19 protein-coding genes are annotated in these 21,733 nt (G+C 69.5%); 4 read left to right on the forward strand and 15 right to left on the reverse strand.

The features are described from left to right. Positions 1 to 199 precede the first annotated feature (199 nt). Entirely contained in the window at positions 200 to 823 is a 624-nt protein-coding gene (locus J1M36_RS00520) for a type IV toxin-antitoxin system AbiEi family antitoxin (RefSeq protein WP_064845900.1), read from the forward strand. Here the strand turns inward: J1M36_RS00520 and J1M36_RS00525 are convergent. From J1M36_RS00525 to J1M36_RS00585, 13 genes are all read right to left on the reverse strand, one after another. Next, positions 813 to 3,266, reverse strand: a complete 2,454-nt coding sequence (locus J1M36_RS00525; protein ID WP_206478284.1) for a bifunctional (p)ppGpp synthetase/guanosine-3',5'-bis(diphosphate) 3'-pyrophosphohydrolase — start codon at positions 3,264 to 3,266, stop codon at positions 813 to 815. The genes J1M36_RS00520 and J1M36_RS00525 overlap by 11 nt on opposite strands. 262 nt (positions 3,267 to 3,528) lie before the next feature. After that, positions 3,529 to 4,563: a protein translocase subunit SecF gene (secF, locus tag J1M36_RS00530; protein WP_167318539.1), complete on the reverse strand. Its 1,035-nt coding sequence runs from the start codon at positions 4,561 to 4,563 to the stop codon at positions 3,529 to 3,531. Beyond that, positions 4,560 to 6,473: a protein translocase subunit SecD gene (gene secD / locus J1M36_RS00535; RefSeq protein WP_206478285.1), complete on the reverse strand. Its 1,914-nt coding sequence runs from the start codon at positions 6,471 to 6,473 to the stop codon at positions 4,560 to 4,562. The genes secF and secD overlap by 4 nt, the downstream gene beginning before the upstream one ends. 95 nt (positions 6,474 to 6,568) lie before the next feature. Then, complete coding sequence (gene yajC, locus J1M36_RS00540; protein WP_342358259.1) at positions 6,569 to 7,141, reverse strand: preprotein translocase subunit YajC; 573 nt, start codon at positions 7,139 to 7,141, stop codon at positions 6,569 to 6,571. A 104-nt stretch (positions 7,142 to 7,245) separates the two neighbouring features. After that, positions 7,246 to 8,346: a Holliday junction branch migration DNA helicase RuvB gene (ruvB, locus tag J1M36_RS00545; protein WP_064845904.1), complete on the reverse strand. Its 1,101-nt coding sequence runs from the start codon at positions 8,344 to 8,346 to the stop codon at positions 7,246 to 7,248. A gap of 2 nt (positions 8,347 to 8,348) precedes the next feature. Then, complete coding sequence (gene ruvA / locus J1M36_RS00550) at positions 8,349 to 8,990, reverse strand: Holliday junction branch migration protein RuvA (RefSeq protein ID WP_064845905.1); 642 nt, start codon at positions 8,988 to 8,990, stop codon at positions 8,349 to 8,351. A 185-nt stretch (positions 8,991 to 9,175) separates the two neighbouring features. Next, the gene (gene ruvC, locus J1M36_RS00555) at positions 9,176 to 9,901 is read right to left on the reverse strand and encodes a crossover junction endodeoxyribonuclease RuvC (protein WP_286737729.1); all 726 of its coding nucleotides are present in this window, start codon (positions 9,899 to 9,901) and stop codon (positions 9,176 to 9,178) included. Between the two features lie 4 nt (positions 9,902 to 9,905). After that, positions 9,906 to 10,667, reverse strand: a complete 762-nt coding sequence (locus tag J1M36_RS00560; protein ID WP_064846326.1) for a YebC/PmpR family DNA-binding transcriptional regulator — start codon at positions 10,665 to 10,667, stop codon at positions 9,906 to 9,908. Positions 10,668 to 10,753: 86 nt separating this feature from the next. Next, on the reverse strand, positions 10,754 to 11,485 hold the full coding sequence (locus tag J1M36_RS00565) for a type 1 glutamine amidotransferase (protein ID WP_085105998.1): 732 nt from the start codon (positions 11,483 to 11,485) through the stop codon (positions 10,754 to 10,756). A 9-nt stretch (positions 11,486 to 11,494) separates the two neighbouring features. Then, positions 11,495 to 12,808 (reverse strand): Mur ligase family protein, encoded by a 1,314-nt coding sequence (locus J1M36_RS00570; RefSeq protein WP_144996767.1) that lies wholly within the window; start codon positions 12,806 to 12,808, stop codon positions 11,495 to 11,497. Between the two features lies 1 nt (position 12,809). Beyond that, positions 12,810 to 13,445 carry an HIT domain-containing protein gene (locus tag J1M36_RS00575; protein WP_206478287.1) on the reverse strand — a complete coding sequence of 212 codons (636 nt, stop codon included), beginning with the start codon at positions 13,443 to 13,445 and terminating at the stop codon, positions 12,810 to 12,812. Then, positions 13,442 to 15,574: a threonine--tRNA ligase gene (gene thrS, locus J1M36_RS00580; protein WP_206478288.1), complete on the reverse strand. Its 2,133-nt coding sequence runs from the start codon at positions 15,572 to 15,574 to the stop codon at positions 13,442 to 13,444. The genes J1M36_RS00575 and thrS overlap by 4 nt, the downstream gene beginning before the upstream one ends. Positions 15,575 to 15,895: 321 nt before the next feature. Next, positions 15,896 to 16,777: a PRC and DUF2382 domain-containing protein gene (locus J1M36_RS00585; protein ID WP_206478290.1), complete on the reverse strand. Its 882-nt coding sequence runs from the start codon at positions 16,775 to 16,777 to the stop codon at positions 15,896 to 15,898. Positions 16,778 to 17,113: 336 nt separating this feature from the next. On the opposite strand from J1M36_RS00585, the gene J1M36_RS00590 reads away from it, so the two are divergent. The 3 genes from J1M36_RS00590 (at position 17,114) to J1M36_RS00600 (ending at position 19,330) form a co-directional block, all read left to right on the forward strand. Further along, positions 17,114 to 17,605 carry an NfeD family protein gene (locus J1M36_RS00590; protein WP_085105993.1) on the forward strand — a complete coding sequence of 164 codons (492 nt, stop codon included), beginning with the start codon at positions 17,114 to 17,116 and terminating at the stop codon, positions 17,603 to 17,605. A gap of 50 nt (positions 17,606 to 17,655) precedes the next feature. Beyond that, positions 17,656 to 18,876, forward strand: a complete 1,221-nt coding sequence (locus J1M36_RS00595) for an SPFH domain-containing protein (protein ID WP_206478292.1) — start codon at positions 17,656 to 17,658, stop codon at positions 18,874 to 18,876. A 118-nt stretch (positions 18,877 to 18,994) separates the two neighbouring features. Beyond that, a complete protein-coding gene (locus J1M36_RS00600) occupies positions 18,995 to 19,330 on the forward strand; it encodes an RNA polymerase-binding protein RbpA (RefSeq protein WP_085105991.1) in 336 nt (111 codons plus the stop codon). A 164-nt stretch (positions 19,331 to 19,494) separates the two neighbouring features. Here J1M36_RS00600 and J1M36_RS00605 read toward each other — a convergent pair whose 3' ends face one another. Both J1M36_RS00605 and J1M36_RS00610 read right to left on the reverse strand, forming a co-directional pair. After that, positions 19,495 to 20,235 carry a polyprenol monophosphomannose synthase gene (locus J1M36_RS00605; protein WP_064846996.1) on the reverse strand — a complete coding sequence of 247 codons (741 nt, stop codon included), beginning with the start codon at positions 20,233 to 20,235 and terminating at the stop codon, positions 19,495 to 19,497. Between the two features lie 188 nt (positions 20,236 to 20,423). Further along, positions 20,424 to 21,686, reverse strand: a complete 1,263-nt coding sequence (locus tag J1M36_RS00610) for a hypothetical protein (protein WP_206478294.1) — start codon at positions 21,684 to 21,686, stop codon at positions 20,424 to 20,426. Positions 21,687 to 21,733: the final 47 nt, after the last annotated feature.

Raw genomic sequence — 21,733 nt, forward strand, 5'->3', positions numbered from 1 at the left:
CCCGTCCCCGGTTTGCCGGGGCGGGGGCGTTCCACTGGTTCCTAAGGGTGGGGGCGCTCCTCGCCTCGGCGCGCGATGCGTACGGCACCGGCCCGCGCACCGTGGCGTGGGAGCGCGCCGCAGGTCTCGGTCCACGGGCGTTCTCCACAATCGGTGCGCTGCCCTGCCCTTCCGGTTCGCCGTGGGGTGGGATGGGTCCATGACCTCCGTGCTCACCGCTCGCGGCACCACCGCGCCCCTCGTCCTGCTCCCGGGCCACCCGTTCAGCCGCGCCGAACTGAGCGCGATGACCGAGGACGGTTTGTTGCGCCGCGAACTGCTCGACGCCTACGTACCTGCGACCACCGCCCCCACGCTCCAGTTAAGAGCCACGGTGGTGAGCAGGGTCGTGCCCGGGCACCTGCAACGGCGGGGTGTGCTGGGGCGGCTCGGAGCCGCGTGGTTCTACCGCTGCGCACCCGAGCCCTCGCCCGTGACGATCCTCGTGGACAAGTCCGCGCGCACAACCACCACGGTGCCGCCGGGCCTCGTGATCCACCAGACGGGGTTCGCGCCGCGGGACCTCGTGGTCCACCACGGCATCACACTGACCACTCCCCTGCGCACCGCCGTGGACCTCGCGATACACGTCACCGGCCCGGCCGGCGACGCCGCTCTGCTCGCCCTACTGAGCGCACCGCGCCTGCACTGCTCACCGCAGCATCTGCTCGCCGAACTCGAGGCCCTGGCAAAGCTGCCGGGGCGCCGGGTCGCGATCGCCCGCGTCCGCAAGCTCGCACGGGCGCTCGAGGCCGGACGCGCGGGCGGACCCGTCAGGAGTTGACCGGGCGGTGTCCCGAGGTGCGGTAGACGTCGTAGACGCCGTCGATCCGGCGCACCTGGTTGAGCACGTGGTCCAGGTAGCGGGTGTCCCCCATCTCGAACGAGAACCGGGAGATCGCCAACCGGGACCGCGAGGTGTGCACCTGGGCCGAGAGGATGTTCACGTGGCTCTCCGACAGCGCCTTGGTCACGTCGTAGAGCAGGGACTTGCGGTCGAGGGCCTCCACCTGGATCTCCACGAGGAACAGGGAGGACTGGGTGGGCGCCCACGAGACGTCCTTGATCCGGTCGTCGTCCTCCGGGATGACACGCATGTTGGCGCAGTCCTTGCGGTGCACTGAGATCCCGGACCCGCGCGTGACGAAACCCACGATCTCGTCCGGGGGCACCGGGGTGCAGCACCGGGCGATCTTGACGTAGACGTCCGAGGCCCCCTGCACGAGCACACCCGCGTCCAAGACGCCGGGGCGCACGGGGTGGGTCACCCGCGTGGTCTCGGCGAGGTCCTCCTCGGTGCCCTCGGCCCCGCCCAGGTGTTGCAACAACTTGTCGACGACCTGGTGGGCGCCCACGGCGTTCGAACCGATGGCTTCGTAGAGCGCCGCCACGTCGCCGCGGTTGAAGTCCTGGGCCACCGCGAGCAGCGCTTCGCTCGTGACCGTGCGCTGCAACGGGAGGTGGTGTTTGCGCAGCGCCCGGGTGAGCTGGTCCTTGCCCCGCTCGATCGCTTCCTCGCGGCGTTCCTTGGAGAACCACTGCCGGATCTTGGTGCGCGCCCGCGGGGAGCCCACGAACTTGAGCCAGTCCTGGGACGGAGCGGCCTGTTCCGACTTGGACGTGAGGATCTCCACGCGGTCCCCGTGCTGCAGCCGGGAGGACAGCGGGGCGAGCTTGCCGTTGACGCGCGCGCCGATCGTGCGGTTGCCCACCTCGGTGTGCACCGCGTACGCGAAGTCCACCGGCGTGGACCCCGTGGGCAGGGCCATGACCTCGCCCTTGGGCGTGAACACGTACACCTCGGCGGTGTTGATCTGATAGCGCAGCGAGTCCAGGAAGTCCGAGGAGTCCTTGGCTTCCTCCTGCCACGACACCAGGGAGCTGAGCCAGTTCAGCTCACCCTCCTTGGCCTTGGGGGTCGCGGAGTTCGCCTGGTTGACCTTGTCCTTGTACTTCCAGTGCGCGGCCACGCCGTACTCGGCGCGGCGGTGCATCTCGTGGGTGCGGATCTGGATCTCCACGGGACGCCCCGCGGGCCCGATCACCGTGGTGTGCAAGGACTGGTACATATTGAACTTCGGCATGGCGATGTAGTCCTTGAACCGCCCGGGCAGCGGCCGCCACTTGGCATGCAGCACGCCCAACGCCGCGTAGCATTCGCGCACGGAGTTCACGAGCACGCGCGCGGCCTGCAGATCGTGGATCTCGTCGAAGTCCTTACCCCGCACGATCATCTTCTGGTAGATCGAGTAGTAGTGCTTCGGCCGGCCCGTGATGGTGGCCTCGATGCCGGAGGCGTCCAGCGCCTCGGCGATCTGACCGCGGATCTCCGCGAGGTGACGCTCGCGCTCGGGGGTGCGTTCCCCCACCATGCGCACGATCTCCTCGTAGACCTTGGGGTGCAGGGCCGCGAAGGACAGGTCCTCGAGCTCCCACTTGATCGTGTTCATGCCCAGTCGGTGGGCCAGCGGCGCGAAGATCTCGAGGGTCTCGCGAGCCTTGCGCCCGGAGGACTCGGAGGACACGAAGCGCCACGTCCGGGCGTTGTGCAAACGGTCCGCGAGTTTGATGACCAACACGCGGATGTCCTTGGCCATGGCCACGATCATCTTGCGAACGGTCTCCGCCTGCGCGTTCTCCCCGTACTGGATCTTGTCCAGCTTGGTCACGCCGTCCACGAGCGCGGCGACCTCCTCGCCGAACTCCTCGCGCACCTGCTGGAGAGTGTAGGACGTGTCCTCCACGGTGTCGTGCAGTAGACCGGCCACGAGCGTGGCACCGGTCATCCCGAGTTCCGCGAGGATCGTGGTCACGGCCACCGGGTGGGTGATGTACGGGTCCCCGGACTTGCGCTTTTGTCCCTCGTGGTGGGTGTCCGCGACCGTGAAGGCCCGCTCCAGGACCGAGAGGTCCTCCTCGGGATGCGTGTTCTGCACCGTGCGCAGCAGGGGCACCAGGATGGGCGAGCTCGGGACCGATTCACCGCTGAGCACCGAGAGGGTCGAGCGGGTGCGTTCACTGCGCCCCGGGAAGACCGCCCGCCCGAACACGGGCCGAGAGGCGGGTAGGACGAAATGGGTGCCCCCGAAGTCACCGTGCGCGACACTCGGGCGAGCGGGCGGGGCGGCATTGGGACGGGACGCCTCTTGAGCGGAGGGCGCGTCGGAGGACGTGACCGCGGAGCCCACGGGTGCCTGGGCACCACCGTTCTCGGACTGGCTGGACATGATCCGGGGCCTCCTCATCGTCGCCGCGACCGCGGGAGGCCGGACATGAGCCCCCGCGGGCTGATGTCCCAGTCTAAGCCCGCGCCGACACGCCGCGGACAACGGTGCGGATGTGCCGCGGACACGGTACGGACGTGCCGCGGACGCAGTGCTCACGTGCCGCGGACGGGGTCCTGAGCGACGTCGCCGCCCGCACCGTTCGGTCACAGCGCTCGTGGCCGGTCACGCCATGCGCGACCGGCCACGAGTGCGAGGTGTCGCGTCAGACCTCGACGGGATCCGCGCTCACCGGAGGGGCCTCGCCCGTGCGGTGCTCGAGCACCCGGCGGGTCTGCTCCCGCACGCCGGCTTCGCGGTCGCGCAACCACGAGTACAGGGGCGCGGCCACGAACAGCGTGGCGAGAGTGCCCACGATGATGCCCACGAACAGCGACAGCGAGAGGTCCTTCAACGTTCCGGCCCCGAGCAGGTACGCACCGATGAACAGGATGGACCCCACGGGGAGGATGCCCACCACGGACGTGTTGATCGAGCGCACGAGGGTCTGGTTCACGGCCAGGTTGACCTGTTCCCCGAACGTGCGTTTCCTGCGTTCCTCCGGGGCGCTGCCGCCCACGAGCCCCGCGGTGTTCTCACGCACCTTGTCGAAGACCACCACGGAGTCGTAGAGCGAGTAGGACAGCACCGTGAGGAAGCCGATCACCGCGGAGGGGGTGATCTCGAAGCCCACCAGGGAGTACACACCCGCGGTGATGACGATCGTGAAGAGCATGGCCGCGATCGCGGCCACGGACATCTTCCACGTGCGGAAGTACAGCGCCATGAGTGCGAGCGCGAGCACCACGAAGATCACGAGCCCCCACAGGGCCTGTCGGGTGACACCCTGGCCCCACGTGGGTCCCACGAAGTTGGAGGTCACCTGGTCCTCGCCCACGCCGTAGGCGTCCTGCAACTTGTTCTTCAGGGTCAGGGTCTGGTCGTCGTCGAGCTGCTGGGTCTGCACCCGCACGGTGCCCGGGGCGATGTTCGTCACGGTCGCCTCGTGGGCACCGGGGGTCTCGGCGACCGCCCGCTCGCCCAGGGAGACGTCCGTGGTGGACACGTCCGAGACCGTGAACTCGGAGCCGCCCGTGAAGTCGATCCCCAGGTTGAACCCGCCCTTGATCACGGGGATCAGCACGGAGATCACCACGAGGGCCAGGCTCACGGCGAGCCACGGTCCCCGCTTCTGGACGAAGGGGTAGGACTTGCGCCCGCTGTGCAGGTCATTGCCGAAACGCGCGAGTCGGTTGCTCATCGCTGGGTCTCCTCGGAATCGGGACGGGCGGTGGCCGCGGTGGAGCCGACGGACGCGTTCCCGTGGGTTCCGGCGGTGGACGACGGCGCTGCGCTCGCCTGCTGTGCCGCGCGGCGTCGTCGTTCGGCGATCGTGAGACCGTCACCGTCCTCGGGGCTGCGCAGCCGGCCGGCGCCGCGGTAGAGCGGGACGGCGTCGAGCGCTTCGGGGTCCAGACCGGAGTGCCGCGCGCCGTTGCCGAAGTAGCGCGTGCGTGCGAGCAACACCATGATCGGGTGAGTGAACAGGAACACGACCAGCAGGTCCGCGATCGCGGTGAGACCGAGCGTGAACGCGAAGCCGCGCACATTGCCCACGGCCACGAAGTAGAGCACCACGGCGGCCAACAGGTTCACGGCCTTGGACGCGAGCACCGTCTGGCGCGCGCGTTGCCAGCCGTGATCCACGGCGGCCGGGATCGTACGCCCGGCGCGGATCTCGTCACGGATGCGTTCGAAGTACACGATGAACGAGTCCGCGGTCTGACCGATCGCCACCACGAGACCCGCGACGCCGGCCAGGGACAGCCGGTAGTTCGCGCCCCACCCCAGCAGGGTGATGGCCAGGTAGGTCACGACACCGGCCACGACGAGTGAGGCGATGGTCACGAGACCCAACCAGCGGTACTGGAACAGCGAGTAGATGCACACGAGCGCCAGACCGATCAGCCCCGCGATGATGCCCATCCGCAACTGGTTACTGCCCAGGGTTGCGGAGATCTGCTGCTCGGAGTCGATCGAGAAGGACACCGGCAGCGCACCGTACTTCAACTGCTCGGACAGGAACTTGGCCTCGTCCTCGGTGAAGTTGCCGGTGATCTGCGCACGACCGTCCGTGATCACGGCGTTCATGGTCGGCGCGGAGACCACGGAACCGTCCAGCACGATCGCGAACCGGTTGCGTGCACCGTTCTGTCCACCCTGGCCGAGTCCGTAGAGCCGTTCGGAAAGTTCCTTGAAGGTCTGCGTGCCCTCGTCGTTGAACTGCAGGTTCACGGCGAACCCGCCCGTCGCGTGGCCCTGGGAGTTGGACGCCTGTGCGTAGGACGCCGTGGCGATGTCCGTGCCGGGGATCTCGACGGGGCCCAGGATGAACTTGGCGTTGCTCAGCGGATCGCACGCCACGATCGCCTTGTCCTGCGGCTGGGAGGCGCGCTCCTCCTGGGGCCGCGGCGCGCTGCAGTCGAGCGCCTCGTACCTGGCGAAGAGATCCCGCGTGACCCACTTGGGGTCGGACGAGTTCTCGGGCTCACCCTCCGGCTGGGGGATCGACTTGGGGTCGGTGCGCTGGTTCTCCGGGGTGGCCGCGCCGGCGCCTGAGACGATCACGGGACGGAACGCCATCTGCGCGGAGGTCTGGATCAGCTCACGCGTCTCGGACGAGGGCACACCGGGCATCGACACCACGATGTTGCGCCCGGACTGCGTGGTGATCTCCGCCTCGGAGACACCCGCACCGTCCACGCGCTGGCGGATGATCTCGACCGCCTGGTCGAGCTGCTCCTGGGAGATGTCCTGACCGGAGTTTTCCCCCTGCAGCGTGGGCGAGAGCACCATCTGCGTGCCACCCTCGAGATCCAGCGCCAGTTTGGGCGCCCACCCGGTGCGGTCGGTCGTCACACCGTAGACGAGCACCCCGGCGAGGATCGCGATCACCGCTGCAAGGGCCACCAGCGCCTTGCGCGCCGCCGACGCCCCCGCCCCGGAGCGGGGGCGCCGCTTCGCGGTACCCGTCCCGTTCCGACCGGACGTGCCGTTCGCCGCTGCGGTCCCGTTCCCGGGGGTCCCCTCCGACGTGCTGGAGGCCTTGGTGCGCCGCCAACGGGACCCGCCACGCGATCCCGGGGTCTGCGCCTTCTTCTCTGCTGCCATTGGTGTCCTTCAACGTGTCCTCGACCGGGGCCGCGGCCCGGTCGACACATGAGAAACGGGCCGAGGTCATCGGCCCGTGTCCCGGTGGGGGGAAATCAGGTAGTGGGGTTACCGCGATCGTCGCGGTCGCGGGCGTCGCGCCAGGTCCGGTGTGAGGCATCCGGGGCCGCCGCGCCCGGTGTGGTGCCGGGCTGGGTGGTGCCGCGCTGGGTAGTGCCCTGCTCGCCGGCGGCCGTGGAACCGTCCACGGGGTCGACCGGGTCCACGCGGCGCGCCGAACCGGCCGCCTCGGGGGTACCGGCCTGCACGGAGTCCGCCTCGACCACGCCGGGGGCGGCGGTGGCCGCGGACTCGGCGGGCAGCTCGTCCACCACGGTGGTCACGGTCTGGGAGTGCACCGTGACGAGCTGGCCCGGGGAGACCTCCAGGACTGCCTTGTTGTTCTCCCGGTCCATGTCCCGCAGGGTGCCGTAGAGACCGAAGCTCGTCATCACGCGCGTACCCGGCTCCATGGTGGCCTGCTTGGCCTTCATCTGGGCCTGGGCCTTCTTCTGTCGGCGCATGGGCAGCCACAGCAGCAGGACCATGACCACGAGCATCACGGGCAGGAACCATGCGGTTCCGGCGCCGCCACCGGCAGCGTCCTGGGTCTGAGCGAGGATGGTCACGAAGGATCCGTTCTGTCGAGGTGCACGTACAGCGCGACCGGGCACGACTGCGCAGGGGTGCGAAGGTCCCGGCCGATCCTCCCCAGCTTAGGGGATGGATCTGGTCACGTGCTGGACGGATCCTCCGAGTCCGGTTCGGTGGCGAGCGCGGTTTTCAGCGCCGGGTCCTTGAACGCAGCGTGCTCCGGGACGTCGAGTCCCAGGTGCTCCCACGCCGCGGCCATGGCGATCCGCCCGCGCGGGGTGCGACCGAGCAGGCCCTCGCGGACCAGGAATGGTTCCGCGACGGTCTCGACCGTCTCGGTCTCCTCCCCCACGGCGATCGCCAGGGTGGACAACCCCACAGGGCCGCCGTTGAACTTGTTCACCAGGGCCGAGAGCACGTTGCGGTCCAAGCGGTCCAGACCCCGGGCGTCCACCTCGTACATGTCGAGTGCGGATCCGGCGGCCCGCGCGTCGATGCGCTCCACGCCGTGCACGAGCGCCCAGTCCCGCACGCGCCGCAGCAGTCGGTTGGCGATACGAGGGGTGCCGCGTGAGCGCGATGCGACCTCCGTGAACGCCTCGCTCGTCATGGTGAGGTCGAGCAGCCCTGCCGAACGGCGCAGCACGAGCTCGAGTTCCTCGACGGAGTAGAACTCCAGGTGACCCGTGAAGCCAAACCGGTCGCGCAGTGGCCCGGGCAGCAGCCCCGCGCGGGTGGTGGCACCCACGAGCGTGAACGGGGGCAGGTCCAGTGGGATGGACGTGGCACCGGCGCCCTTGCCCACCACGATGTCCACGCGGAAGTCCTCCATGGCCATGTACAGCATTTCCTCCGCGGGCCGGGACATCCGGTGGATCTCGTCCAGGAACAGCACCTCCCCGTGGGTCAGGGAGGACAGGATGGCCGCGAGGTCACCGGCGTGCTGGATCGCGGGACCGGACGAGATCCGCAGGGGGACATCCAGCTCCTGCGCGATGATCATGGCCAGGGTCGTCTTGCCGAGGCCCGGGGGCCCGGACAGCAGCACGTGGTCCGCGGTGCGCCCGCGCAGCTTGGAGGCCTCGAGCACGAGGGACAGCTGTGCCCGCACCCGTTTCTGCCCCACGAAGTCGTGCAGGGTCCCCGGGCGCAGGGACGCCTCGAGCTGCTGGTCGTCGTAGTCGCCCTCGGCGCCCACGAGACGTTGTGGGCCCACCGATCCACGTTCCTCCACGGCCATGCTCACCGCCCCCTGGTCCGCGTGTGGGACGTGGCCTTGGCGGTGCCGAGCCAGGACAGCACGGCGCGCAGGATCTCGGCCACGTTGGCGGACTCCGCCAGTTCCGGCTGGGTCTCGAGGGCGTCGTCGATCCCGCGGGCCGCGTCCTTCTCGCTCCAGCCCAGACCCGTGAGAGCGTCCACGACCTGCTCACGCCACACCTGCATGCCGGGCTGTGCGCTCTGCTGCGGCGCGGGGTCCGGCAGGACGAGCTTGTCCGCGAGTTCCAGGACGATGCGCCGCGCGGACTTCGGTCCGATCCCGGGGACGGCCGTGAAGGCTTTGTCGTCGCCGGCGGCGATCGCGCGCCGGGCGTCGTCGGGCCCGAGGACAGAGACTGCGGCGAGCGCGGTGCGCGGGCCCACCCCGGAGACCCCGAGCATGACGGAGAAGATCTCCTTCTCGTCCGCCTGGGCGAAACCGAACAGCACCGGCGCCTCGTCCTTGCGGGCGATGTACGCGGTGTGCAGGTGCGCGGTGGCACCGACCCGCAGCCCGGCGAGCGTGCGGGGGCTCGCGTTGACCTCGATGCCGAAGCCCGAGACCTCCACCACGGCGAGTGTGGCCCCCACGAAGCGCACCTCACCGGTTATCGAGGCGATCACGGTGCCCCTCCCCTCCCACGGCCGCCGGCCGAGAACATCGGTGTGTCCGAACGCGCCGCGACCTGGGGGCAGGACGTGGTGCGCCGTTCGAACACGTGTACGACTTCCTGCTCGTCACTGTACCAAGCGCCGGGGACACCCAGAACGTGTGCTCCCGCTCGTGAGGCGGGCCCGCAACGGGAGGCTCAGGACACCCGGCCGCGCCGCCCGCGGGTACCTGTCGCTGCGCCCGGCGCGCGGGACGCGGCCGTACCGGATGCGCGGGGCGCAGTGGCACCGGGGGCTCGCGACGCGGTCTCGGCGCGTCGCCACGCCTGCTGCGCCGGAGTCAGTGCGGCACCCCGGCGGGTCTGCATCGGGCGCGACCCCGAGTGGGTGGACGTGCGCTCGGCCGCGTTGACACCGGCCATCCCACCGCGCCACCCGTGGCACACGGCCAGGGCCAGCGCGTCGGCGGCGTCCGCGGGCCGCGGCGGGGCGTCCAGGCGCAGGATGCGCACGACCATGCGGTTCACCGATTCCTTGTCCGCGGAGCCGTCCCCGGTGACCGCGGCCTTGACCTCGGACGGGGTGTGCCACGCGACCGGGATGCCCCGCACCGCGGCCGCGGCGATCACGACGCCCGTGGCCTGGGCCGTGCCCACGACCGTGGGAGCGTTGTTCTGCGCGAACACGCGTTCCACGGCCACGACGTCCGGGCGGAAGCGGTCCATGAGTTCCTCGGCGGCCCGCATGATCGACAGCACGCGGTGTTCGAGGGCCTCGTGCGCGCGCGTCCCGCTCACCTGGACGTGCACGAACGTCCCGGTGCGCTGCGCGGACATGTCCACCACGGCGAAACCACACCGGGTGAGACCGGGGTCCACCGCGAGCACGCGCTGTTGGGACTGCCGGGCCACCACGGGACTCACGGAATTACTCGTCGTCCTCGAGCACGGCCATGACCTCGGCCGGGATGTTGGCGTTCGAGTAGACGTTCTGCACGTCGTCGAGCTCCTCGACCGCGTCCGCGAGCTTGAGGAACTTGCGGGCGCCCTCGGCGTCCAGGTCCACCTTCATGGTGGGGCGGAACTGGGGGTCGTCGTTGTTGTACTCGAGACCGGCCTCGTCCAGGGCGGTGCGGATCGCGGGCAGGTCGGTCGCCTCGCTGACCACCTCGAAGTCGTCGGACTCGTCGAGCACTTCCTCGGCGCCGGCGTCGAGCACGGCCATCAGGACGTCGTCCTCGGTGAGACCGTCCGTCTTGGCGACCTCCACCACGCCCTTGCGCTCGAACAGGTACGCCACGGAACCGGAGTCCGCCATGGTGCCGCCGTGGCGGGTCACGGCCACGCGCACCTCGGAGGCCGCGCGGTTCTTGTTGTCCGTGAGGCACTCGATGTACAGCGCGGTGCCTTGCGGGCCGCGGGCCTCATAGAGGATCTCGGTGTAGTCGATCGTCTCGCCCGTGAGCCCGGCGCCGCGCTTGATCGCGCGGTCGATGTTGTCGTTGGGCACCGAGTTCTTCTTGGCCTTGGAGACCGCGAGTTCGAGCGCGGGGTTACCCGAGGTGTCCGCGCCGCCCATGCGGGCCGCGACCTCGATCCCCTTGATGTACTTGGCGAACGCCTTGGCGCGCTTGGCGTCAATCGCCGCCTTCTTGTGCTTGGTCGTGGCCCACTTGGAGTGACCTGACATGAATGACCTCCTCGAAAGAATGCGTCCGGCCCCTGCGGACCGGACACGGATCGACCTCCATGATAACGAGCGCGGGGCGGGGCCCGTCAGCGCGGGCGCGACGCTGCGACGTCGCGGGCGCGCTGGGCGAGCGTGTCGTCGAGTTCCCCCTCCGGCAGGGTCTCGCCGCGCAGCTCGAGTGCCGCCGCGAGCAGGAAGTCCGCGACACGCGGGTTCTTGGGCAGCAGCGACCCATGCAGGTAGCTGCCCAGCACGTTCGCGGTGCGCGCACCCTCCGTGGCGTCCTGCCCGTTGTTGCCGGCCCCCGAGACGACACTCGCGAGGGGTTGTTGCCCGGCGCCCAGGTGGGTGAGCCCCGAGTGGTTCTCGTAGCCGACGATCGTGCCCAGGTCCGCGGACTCGGTCACGATGTTGCCGATCAGCCGTTCCGGACCGGCCACCGTCTCGAGGTCGAAGATCCCGATCCCGGACAGTGTCTCCCCGGCCCCCGTGCGGAAACTGTGCCCGAAGAGCTGGTAGAGCCCGCAGATCGCGAGCATGGGCACGCCTCGGGCCACGGCCTCGTGCAGTCGCGGTGCCACCACGGCGAGGTCGTCGGCCACGCGGAACTGTCCCGAGTCCTGTCCTCCGCCGCCCACGAAGAGGTCGGCGTTCTCGGGCCACGGGTCGCCGGGGTTGTAGTCCACGATCTCGGTCTCGAGGCCGTGGCGTTCGGCGCGGCGCTTGAGCGTGAGTGTGTTGCCCCAGTCGCCGTAGATGTTCATGTCCCGGGGGTAGAGCTGCACGATGCGCAGCGCCCCGGCGGTGTCGTGTGCCACGGTGTCCTCCTAGATGGCCGCCACGTGCGTCATGTCGCCCAGGATCCTGCGCAGGGAGAGCATGGCCGTGTACGTGCAGAAGATTCTCATGGGGCGCTCCCCCGAGTCCGCGATGAACCGGCGTAACGCGTCCTCGAGGTCCGGTTCCACCGCGGCCACGCGCACGAGGTCGTAGTCCAGGCGCAGCGCCATGTCCCACGCGCGCACGCCCGAGACCATGTCCACGCCGCCGTCGCGCAGCGCGTCGAAGTCCACGTCCCACAGCCACGAGACGTCCCGGCCGTCCGCGTACTGGTCGTTGATCGCGATCATCGTGGCGTAGTCCTGCGCGGAGGCCGAGGCCAGGGAGAGCCGGAAGCCCGCGGGGTTCTTCACGAGCAGCAACTGCAGGGGCTTGTCCTGGACCGTGATGGTCTCCCCGCGACCGAACGCCGGGGTGACCTTCCCCAGTTCGGCCACGAGGGAGGGGACGTCCGCGGCGTCGCCGAGCACCTGCAGGCTCGTGGCGAGGGCGGCCGCGGCGTTGTACTGGTTGTAGACGCCGTACAGGTCCACCGTGGCGTCGTGCTTGCGCCCGCGCACGTCGAGTTCCACGCTGCGCGCGTTCACGGCCTCGAGCACGACGTCGGCGTCGGGCCGACGCGCGGACGGCACGTCCGAGTCCTGGGCGCCGGGGTCCACCTGTCGTAGCCCGTCACGCATGTCGTCGTCGGACGGGAACATGGGGCGCAGTGCGTCCGAGAGCCCGAACCAGCTCACGGCGGTGCCCTCGGTCACGTCCTGGGCGAGGCTCGCGATCCGAGGGTCCTCGCGGTTGAGCACGATCGTGCCCGTGGTGGCGCGCGCGACCTGGCTCAGCATCCGGCGCGTGGTGTCGATCTCCCCGAACCGGTCGAGCTGGTCCCGCATCACATTGAGCAACAGCGAGATCCGGGGCCGGACCTGCTTCACGAAGTGCACCGCGTGGGCCTCGTCCAGCTCGAGCACCGCGACGTCCGCCACGAGCCGACCGAACGCGTCCATCTCCGCGAGCAGGGACGCCGCGACACCGCGCACGAAGTTGGAGCCCGTGCGATTGGTGAACACGCGCAGTCCTTGTGAACGCAACAACTGGACGGTCATCTTGGTCGTGGTGGTCTTGCCGTTGGTGCCGCTGATCACCACCACGCCGAGTGGCAGCTTGGCGAGCTCCTCCGCGACGAACCCGGGGTGCAGTTTCTCCATGACCAGGCCGGGGAAGGCGGAGCCACCGCCGCGCAGGCTCGAGGCCCAGCGCACCCCCTGGCCGAGGACACGTACGAGTGGTCGGGACATGGTCTCCATCCTAGTGAGCGGGCGGATTCGCCCGGCGGGGCGGTTCGGGGCCCGCGGGCTGGCTCTTATACACGTCCCGGGGCCACGCGCGGGCGATGTCCTCGCGCGTGGCCGCCAGGGTCTGGATGAGGGGTTTGGTGTGGGCGACGACGGGCATGAAGTTCGCGTCCCCCGTCCAGCGCGGGACCACGTGTTGGTGCAGGTGCTCGGACAGCGAACCGCCGGCGGCCTGGCCCAGGTTGAGTCCCACATTGAACGCCGCGGGGCTGGCGACGTCCCGGATCACGAGGACCACGGTGCGGGTCAGCGTGTTGAGCTCCCACAGTTCGTCGTCCGTGAGCTCCGTGAGCTCCGCCACGTGGCGGTACGGGCACACGAGCACGTGGCCCGGGTTGTACGGGAAGAGGTTGAGCACCGCGAAGCAGTGCTCCCCGCGGTGGACGATCAGCGCGTCCTCGTCCGAGCGGCCCGGCGCGGTGCAGAACGGGCATCCCGGAGGCTGCTCCACGGACGTCTCCTCCCCGCGCACGTACGCCAACCGGTGCGGGGTCCACAGCCGTTGGAAACCGTCCGGGTCGCCGGGCAGTTCGAACTCGTCCCGACTCACGCCCTCCCCGTCCGACGCCGCGGCGTCCGGGGCACTCACGACTGTCCCGACGCCGCGTCACCCGCCGCGGTGTCGGCCGCGACGGCGCCGTCCCCTGCGGCCGGGGCCTCCGGGGTGTCCTGCGCGGGCGCCGTGGGGTCCGCGTTCTGACGCCGATCGATGTGGCCCGTGATCAGTTCCACCGCGTCCTGCTGGGACACTCCGTTGTACTGCGAGCCATCGCGGAAGCGGAACGAGACGGTACCGGCCTCGGCGTCGTCGCCCCCGGCGATCACGACGAACGGGATCTTGTCCTTGGAGGCCGTGCGGATCTTCTTGGGGAACCGGTCCGAGGACGTGTCCACCTCCACACGCACGCCGCGTTCGCGCAAGGCCTGAGCGAACTCGTCAAGGTAATCGTCGAAGGCGTCCGCCACGGGGATCGCCCGGACCTGGGTGGGCGACAGCCACACCGGGAACGCCCCCGCGTAGTGCTCGGTGAGCACGCCCATGAACCGCTCCACGGACCCGAACAGGGCCCGGTGGATCATCACGGGCCGGCGCCGGGTGCCGTCCGACGCCTGGTACTCGAGGTCGAAGCGCTCGGGGAGGTTGAAGTCGAGCTGGATCGTGGACATCTGCCACGTGCGCCCGATCGCGTCCCGCGCCTGCACCGAGATCTTGGGACCATAGAACGCCGCTCCCCCGGGATCCGGTACGAGCTGGAGCCCCGAGTCCTGGGCGACCTCCTGCAGGGTGCGAGTGGCCTCCTCCCAGATCTCGTCCGAGCCCACGAATTTCTCCGGGTCCTTGGTGGACAGTTCCAGGTAGAAGTCGTCCAGACCGTAGTCCTTGAGCAGGGACAGCACGAAGTTCAGGGTGCTCGTGAGCTCGCCCTTCATCTGCTCACGCGTGCAGTAGATGTGGGCGTCGTCCTGCGTCATCCCACGCACACGCGTCAGACCGTGGATCACACCGGACTTCTCGTAGCGGTAGACCGCACCGAACTCGAACAACCGCAGCGGCAGTTCCCGGTAGGAACGGCCCCGGGAGCGGTAGATCAGGTTGTGCATGGGGCAGTTCATGGGCTTGAGGTAGTAGTCCTGGCCCGGTTTGGTCAGCTCACCCGTGGCCGGATCGTGCTCCTCGTCCACGTGCATGGGAGGGAACATCCCGTCCCGGTACCAGTCCAGGTGACCCGAGACCTCGTAGAGATGACCCTTGGTGATGTGGGGCGTGTAGACGAACTCGTACCCGGCCTGGGCATGGCGCTCGCGGGAGTAGTCCTCCATCTCCTTGCGGATGATCCCGCCCTTGGGGTGGAACACCGGCAGCCCGGAGCCCAGTTCGTCCGGGAAGGAGAAAAGGTCCAGCTCCACACCCAGCTTGCGGTGGTCGCGGCGCTCGGCCTCTGCCAATCGTTCCTTGTACTCGCGCAGTTCGTCCTTGGTGGGCCATGCCGTGCCGTAGATCCGCTGCAGCTGCTTGTTCTTCTCGCTCCCGCGCCAGTACGCGGCGGCCGAACGCATCAGCGCGTAGCCGTTGCCGATGTGCTTGGTGTCCGGCAGGTGCGGGCCGCGGCACAGGTCCCGCCACACCACGTCCCCGCTCTTACGGTCCAGGTTGTCATAGATCGTGAGGTCACCGGCGGCCACCTCCACCGAGGCACCCTCCGCGGACTCGTCCATGGCACCGGAGCCGGGACCGCCGGCCAGGTCGATGAGTTCGAGCTTGTACGGCTCGTCCGCCATCTCCGCCCGGGCATCGTCCTCGCTCACGCTGCGCCGGCGGAAGATCTGGTTCTTGTTCACGATCTTGAGCATCGACTTCTCGAGCTTCTTCAGATCGTCCGGGGTGAACGGCTCCTCGACGTCGAAGTCGAAGTAGAACCCGTCCGTGATGTAGGGCCCGATCCCCAGTTTCGCGTCCGGGCGCAGCTCCTGCACGGCCTGGGCCATCACGTGGGCCGTGGAGTGGCGCAGCACCTCGAGGCCCTCGGGGTCGCCGATCAGCACGCGCTCCACGGTGTCCCCGTCCCGCAGCTCGATCGCGAGGTCCTTGAGCTCACCGTTGACGTGCGCCACCACGACGTGGCGCTGCTCGCTGTACAGCTCCGCGGCCGTGGTGCCCTGGTCCACGGTGCGTGACTCGCCGTCCACCGTCAACCGCAGGGAAGGGGCATCCGTCATGGTGTTTCTCCTCGTCAGATCTTGTGTGCGCCCGCCCGTACCGGGGGCGGGCCGTCGTGCAGGACTCGCGCGCTGGACGCGCCGACGACCTCATCGATGCTACCGCCCCGGCCCCGCCGCCACGAAGACGGGCACGACGCCGCTGCGGGGCCGCGTCCGTGCGGACCGCACCTCTCCGACCGAGCCGGCCGCCTCCACGACAGCGCGGTGCGCGGACGCGGGCGTGCCCCGGCGCGGTTGTACCCGGACATGGCTGTACCCCGGGCCGGAACCCGGGGTACAACCGTCAGTGCTCACACGGCGTCAGCCGCGCGCCGCGGATCAGCGGCGGGGAGCCTCGCCGTCACGGCCGAGGTCACCACGATCGACGTCGGTCTCGACATCGACCTGTTCCTTGCGGACGTCGGCCTCGACGCGCTGGGTCTCCTGGACGGTCTGCTTGTTCAGCCCGACCTCTTCCACGGCCACGGCTTCCTTCTGGACGACGGGACGCTCCTCGTGCAGGGTCACGTCCACCTCTTCCTCACCAATGGTGCCGTTGTCCACGCGAGCGTTCGTGTCGTTGATCGGCGTGCGCTCGACGGTGACCTCTTCGCGCTCGACGGGGACGTCCACGGTGTCGTGGTCGGTCACGACGTACTTGCGCAGGCGGGCGTGGCCGGCCTCGCGCTCCTGCGTGCCCACGTTGAGGCGCTCCTCGTGGCGGACCACGGAGGCCTCGTCACCGGCGGTCGCGGCGACATCGCGGCGGTCCTGGGCCACGGCGTCGCGGTCACGATCGGCAACATCGCGGTCGGTGACGCCGCGGTCGGCGGCGGCGGTGCCGGCGACACCCGCGGTACCAGCGGCAGCGGTGGTGCGATCACGATCGGTGCCCGCGGTACGGCCGTCATCGTAGTTCAGCTCGTAGTAGCGGTACAGCTCCTCTTCCTCGGCCGGGGAGAGGTGCTGGTCGGCGTCGACCTTCGGAGCGTCCTTGATGACGTCCTTGGTGTAGGGCAGGACCACACGGTCGCCGTCCTGACGAGCGCCCTTCACAGGAACGAAGTTCTCCTTGGCGCCGAACAGACCGGTGTTGACGGTCAGGAACGTCGGCTCGCCCGAGTTGTCGTCCAGGAAGACCTGCTCGACCTTGCCGATCTTGTCACCGTCGGAACCGTAGGCCGTGCTGGACAGAATTGCATTCACGTCGAACGTGGTCATCGCATAAACTCCTCAGTAAGTCTCTGCTGCCGGCGCACGGTTTGTGCGCCGTAGGCCGCCGCACCCGCAATGGGTGTGTGGTCTGGCTTCGTGACCCATATTACGACCCACATAGTGACGCGCCACTGATTTCCCGCACGTTTCTCTCACGGGGAAACCGGCGCGCCGTTGCCGCGGGAGCGCCGCGGCATGTGATTACCAGCGGCACTGGCGTGGGGCCTGCGGGATCACGTCGGTGTCGTAGGGCACAATGGGCTGGACCACGTGAGATGGATCCCCGGGCTCGCACCGGGGCATCCGAGAACCGATGACACCGGACGAGGACGGAGCCGCACCGTGTGGGACGCACTGGTCAACAATCCCTGGATCCTGTGGCTGATCGTGATGCTGGTGCTCGCAGCCATCGAGATGCTCACCCTGGACTTCCTCTTTCTCATGATGTCGCTCGCCGCCCTGGTCACCGCCGGCGTGAGCCTGGTCGTGGACAGTTTCACCGCGCAGGTGGTGATGTTCGCGCTGGTGTCGGTGCTGCTGATCTTCTTGATCCGCCCGATCGCCCTGCGACGTCTCAACAGGTCCACGCCCACGACCCGCTCCAACACCGATCGCCTCATCGGGCTGCGGTGCATGGCACTGGAGCCCGTGAGCCAGCACAGCGGCCTGGTGCGCCTGGAGGGTGACATCTGGACCGCCCGCACCGCCACGGCCGCCGCCCTGCCCGAGGGTAGCACCGCCTACGTCCACCGCATCGAGGGGGCCACCGCGGTCGTCGCGGACGTGGCCCCGGTGCCCACGCACACCGACCCCGGGCGCGGCGTCCGACCCTGACCCCGGACGAGCGCCCCGGCGCACCGCCGAACCCCCACCGAAAGGACCCCATGTCCATCGTCATCGTCGTCCTGTTGGCCGTGGTGGTGCTCGCCGCGGTCATCACCCTTATCAAAGCGGTGCGGATCGTCCCGCAGTCGCGCGCGGGCATCGTGGAGCGACTGGGCAAGTACCAGTCCACCCTCAATCCCGGGCTGCACTTCCTCATCCCCTTCATCGACCGGTTGCTGCCACTGATCGACCTGCGCGAACAGGTCGTGCCGTTCCCCGCCCAGTCCGTGATCACCGAGGACAACCTGGTCGTGGGCATCGACACCGTGGTCTACTTCCAGGTCACTGATCCCCGCGCCGCCACGTACGAGATCACCAATTACATCCAGGCCGTGGACGAGCTCACGAGCGCCACGCTGCGTAACGTGGTGGGTGGGTTGAACCTCGAGGAGACCTTGACCTCCCGCGACAAGATCAACGCGGAGCTGCGCGGCGTACTGGATTCCACGACCGGGCGCTGGGGCATCCGGATCTCCCGCGTGGACATCAAGGAGATCACTCCCCCGCCGTCCATCCAGGACTCCATGGAGAAGCAGATGCGCGCCGAGCGTGACCGCCGCGCCGCGATCCTCACCGCCGAGGGCGAGAAGCAGTCCCAGATCCTCACCGCCGAGGGTGAACGTCAGGCCGCCGTGCTCTCCGCGGAGGGTGACGCGAAGGCCGCGATCCTGCGCGCGGACGGTGAGGCGCAGGCCATCGCTAAGGTATTCGACTCGATCCACCGCGCCCGCCCCACCCAGAAGCTGTTGGCGTACCAGTACATCCAGACTCTGCCCAAGGTCGCCGAGGGCACGGCCAACAAGGTGTGGATGATCCCCGCCGAGCTGAGCACCGCGCTGCGCGGTGTGGGTTCCTACCTCAACCCCGGCGCGTCGGACGGCCCCGAGGACGACGAGTACGAGGACGAGGCCCCCGCTGCACCGGACCTGCCGGAGAGCGCCCCCATCGTGGAGCACGAGACCGTCAAGGTCACCGAGAAGGACCTGGAACCGGACCTCACCTTGACGGACCCGAGCGAGTTCGAGATGCCGGATTCGCCCTACACGTCCCCGATCGCCCAGGAGGCCGCCGATCCCCACGTGGACGAGGTCAACCTGCCGGTCACGGACTCGGAACCCACGACCGCCGGCACCACCGGGACGGATGCCGAGTCCGGCTCGTTGCCCCGGCACGCCCGCCCGGAGGCCCCCGAGACCGATCCGGGGAATGAATCCCGCTGACTCCCCGTTACGCTGGGGAACGAAGAGTGGGCCCGCGAGGACGGGACGCCCGGTGTGAACGCACCGCAGCGTCGTCGTCGCGCGGCCCACGAGAACGTACGTCGGGAAGGATCGTCGCGTGAGTGATCGCAGCCTACGAGGGATGCGCCTGGGCTCCCAGTCCATGGAAACCGAGGCCGGGGTGGAGCCGGCGCCGCGTCAGCGCGTGGAATACCGCACCGCGGAGGGCGAGTCCGTGTCCGTGATGTTCGCGGCGGAGGCGGAGATCCCCCCGGTGTGGACCACCAAGACCGGCCAGGAAGCTATCCTGGTCAACGGTGAGAAGCCCGAGAACCCCAACGAGAAGCACCAGCGCTCCCACTGGGACATGCTCCTGGAGCGGCGCAGCATAGAGGAACTCGAGCAGACCCTCGAGCAGCGGCTGGCGTTCTACAAGGAGCAGCACGCTCTCTGATCCCTTCGCGCGGTCGATGATCGACCGCCGACACACCAACGGAACGACCCCCGCCCGATGGGCGGGGGTCGTTCCGTTGGACGAATAGTAGGTATGCGCGAGGCGATGCCGGCGCGGCGGCTCGAACCGACCCGCGAGCCGGCCGGGCACGGAGCAGCGGCCGGTCAGCGGCCCAGGCCCAGCTTCCCGGCGAGCGTGCGCGCACGGGCCGTGAGGCCCCACTTGGCCACGCTCGTGGCGGCCTCCACGGTGACGTCGTTGCTCATCTTGGACGCACCCTCCTCGCGTTCGACGAACGTGATGGGCACCTCCACGATCTTCAGCCCCAGGCGCTCGGCGCGCCACGCGAGGTCGATCTGGAAGCAGTAGCCGCGCGAGCGGACCGAGTCCAGGTCCAGGGCCCGTAGCGTGGTGTCCCGGTAGGCGCGGAAGCCACCCGTGATGTCGTGGATGGACGTGCCCAGCAGGACACGCGAGTAGATGTTGCCACCGCGCGAGATCAGCTGTCGCTGCAGCGGCCAGTTCTCGGTGCGCCCACCCGGGACGTAGCGCGAACCGATGGCCATGTCCGCGCCCTGCTCCACGGCGTCGAGCAGCAACGGCAACTGCTCGGGCTGGTGGGAGCAGTCCGCGTCCATCTCCACGAGGACGTCGTAGTCGCGCTCGAGACCCCACGCGAAACCGGCCAGATACGCGGGCCCCAGGCCCTCCTTGGCGGGTCGGTGCAGGACGTGGATGTTGCCGTCCTGCTCGGCCATGGCATCGGCCATGTCACCGGTACCGTCCGGGCTGTTGTCGTCGGCGACCAGCACGTGGGCGTCCGGCACGGCGGCGCGCAGCCGCTTGATGACCGTGGGCAACGATTCACGTTCGTTGTACGTGGGGATGATGGTGAGAACTCGCACCGGGCGTCCTTTCATGCCGCTGGTAGCCGGGCACCCGAGCCCGGACAGACCACTGGGCGGGCCCATCCGCCTTCGGACCAGAGCGGCCCGAAGGGCGCGCGCTGTTTTCTAAGGACGGATGAACCCACCCGGCAGTAAGAACTCAGTCTAACGTCAGGGGCGATCAGGACCAAGATGAAAACGCGACGTCATGGGCGCGGTTCCGCGCCGCTCGCGAGCGTCCCGGCCACCACGGTGGCCTCGCACCGCGGCAAGCGGGAATCGTCGAGCGCGGGCAGGACGGGCGTGCGCGCCCGCGGGTCCGTGCTCCATGACGCACCCGTGCCCTGGGCCTGTTGCACCATGACGGATTCGGCGTCCCACACCGCGAGCGTGGCCTCCGCGCCCGGTGCGAGCTGCCCCGCGAGGGGTGTGCCCCCGCGGTGAGCGCGCCACACCCCGCGGGTCAGAGCCAGGAACGCAGCGCGCGCGGAGGTGCGCAGGTGCTCGTCGGGTGCCTCGAGGGCCGCCTTGACGGCGGTCCACGGATTGGGGTCGTCGGTCATGAGCGTCACGGGCACACCGGCACGGGACAGGTCCCGCAGCGGCGCCCGTCCGGGCACGCACGAGACGGTGACCGCCAGATCGGCCAGGCGTTCGCACTGGGCCTCGGACAACTGTTCGACTCCCACGATCCGGTGCCCCCGCGCATGGAACGCCCGGCCGCCGAGTTCCTCCGCGGCGGCGTCCGCGGCGTCCAGCAACGCGTCAACGCGGGGATCCCCTGACGACGACGCATCTTCCGTCGACGCCTCGTCCTCCCCCGCGGTCTTGTCCGGATCGTCCTCGGGGCGGTCGTTGCCGGAGGCGTCGCTCCCGGACAACTCGTTCCCGGACAGTCGGCTTCCGGACGGGTCGTCCCCGAACGAGCCACTCTCCGACGCGCCGTCCCCGGACGGGGGCAGAACGAGCACCGCTTGCAGCCCCACTCGCGTGCATACCACGAGGTGTTCCCGCGCGGCATCGGCCAGAGCAGCGGGATCACCGAACGCAGCGGCGTCGAACCCCAGGGCGGGCGACGGCAGTGCCGAGGGGTCGAGCTCGTCGGTGTCCCGCGCGCGGCGCACCAGGATCGGCAGGGCATGCAGCCCGTCCGCGCGGACCTCCCGCGTCGCGGCGTCGAGCGCGTCGGGGTCCGAGCTCACCAGTTCCACGGCTCCGTAGCCGTGCTCGGCGCGCGGAAGCTGCCCGGACCCGACCACTCGGTGGTGGGCGACGAACGCGGGGGTGACCACCGCGGCCCGCAGGTCTCCCGGGGTGACGTCCGCGTCGGCCATGGCCCGGGCGGCGTCGTCGGAACCGACCCACGCCACGGTCGCGCCGTCCAGGAGGATGGCGGTGGCGAACGGGTCAGCGGGCGAGTACACCGATCCGTTGATCCACACCCGCACGGCTTGTTGTTCTGACTTCACGTGATTCCCTCCGACCGGGCGGGCGGAACCCCCGCGCCCGGCATTGT

This window comes from Kocuria sp. KRD140, from assembly GCF_017168375.1.
Classification (GTDB): domain Bacteria; phylum Actinomycetota; class Actinomycetes; order Actinomycetales; family Micrococcaceae; genus Kocuria; species Kocuria marina.

What these genes read in the sequence shown, in the direction of transcription:
- J1M36_RS00520 (WP_064845900.1), top strand. Translation starts at nt 200, where the DNA reads ATGACCTCCGTGCTCACCGCTCGCGGCACCACCGCGCCCCTCGTCCTG.
- ruvB (WP_064845904.1), bottom strand. Translation starts at nt 8,346, where the DNA reads ATGGCCGTGGAGGAACGTGGATCGGTGGGCCCACAACGTCTCGTGGGC.
- J1M36_RS00525 (WP_206478284.1), bottom strand. Translation starts at nt 3,266, where the DNA reads ATGTCCAGCCAGTCCGAGAACGGTGGTGCCCAGGCACCCGTGGGCTCC.
- secF (WP_167318539.1), bottom strand. Translation starts at nt 4,563, where the DNA reads ATGAGCAACCGACTCGCGCGTTTCGGCAATGACCTGCACAGCGGGCGC.
- J1M36_RS00595 (WP_206478292.1), top strand. Translation starts at nt 17,656, where the DNA reads ATGTCCATCGTCATCGTCGTCCTGTTGGCCGTGGTGGTGCTCGCCGCG.
- J1M36_RS00570 (WP_144996767.1), bottom strand. Translation starts at nt 12,808, where the DNA reads ATGGAGACCATGTCCCGACCACTCGTACGTGTCCTCGGCCAGGGGGTG.
- secD (WP_206478285.1), bottom strand. Translation starts at nt 6,473, where the DNA reads ATGGCAGCAGAGAAGAAGGCGCAGACCCCGGGATCGCGTGGCGGGTCC.
- thrS (WP_206478288.1), bottom strand. Translation starts at nt 15,574, where the DNA reads ATGACGGATGCCCCTTCCCTGCGGTTGACGGTGGACGGCGAGTCACGC.
- J1M36_RS00585 (WP_206478290.1), bottom strand. Translation starts at nt 16,777, where the DNA reads ATGACCACGTTCGACGTGAATGCAATTCTGTCCAGCACGGCCTACGGT.
- J1M36_RS00560 (WP_064846326.1), bottom strand. Translation starts at nt 10,667, where the DNA reads ATGTCAGGTCACTCCAAGTGGGCCACGACCAAGCACAAGAAGGCGGCG.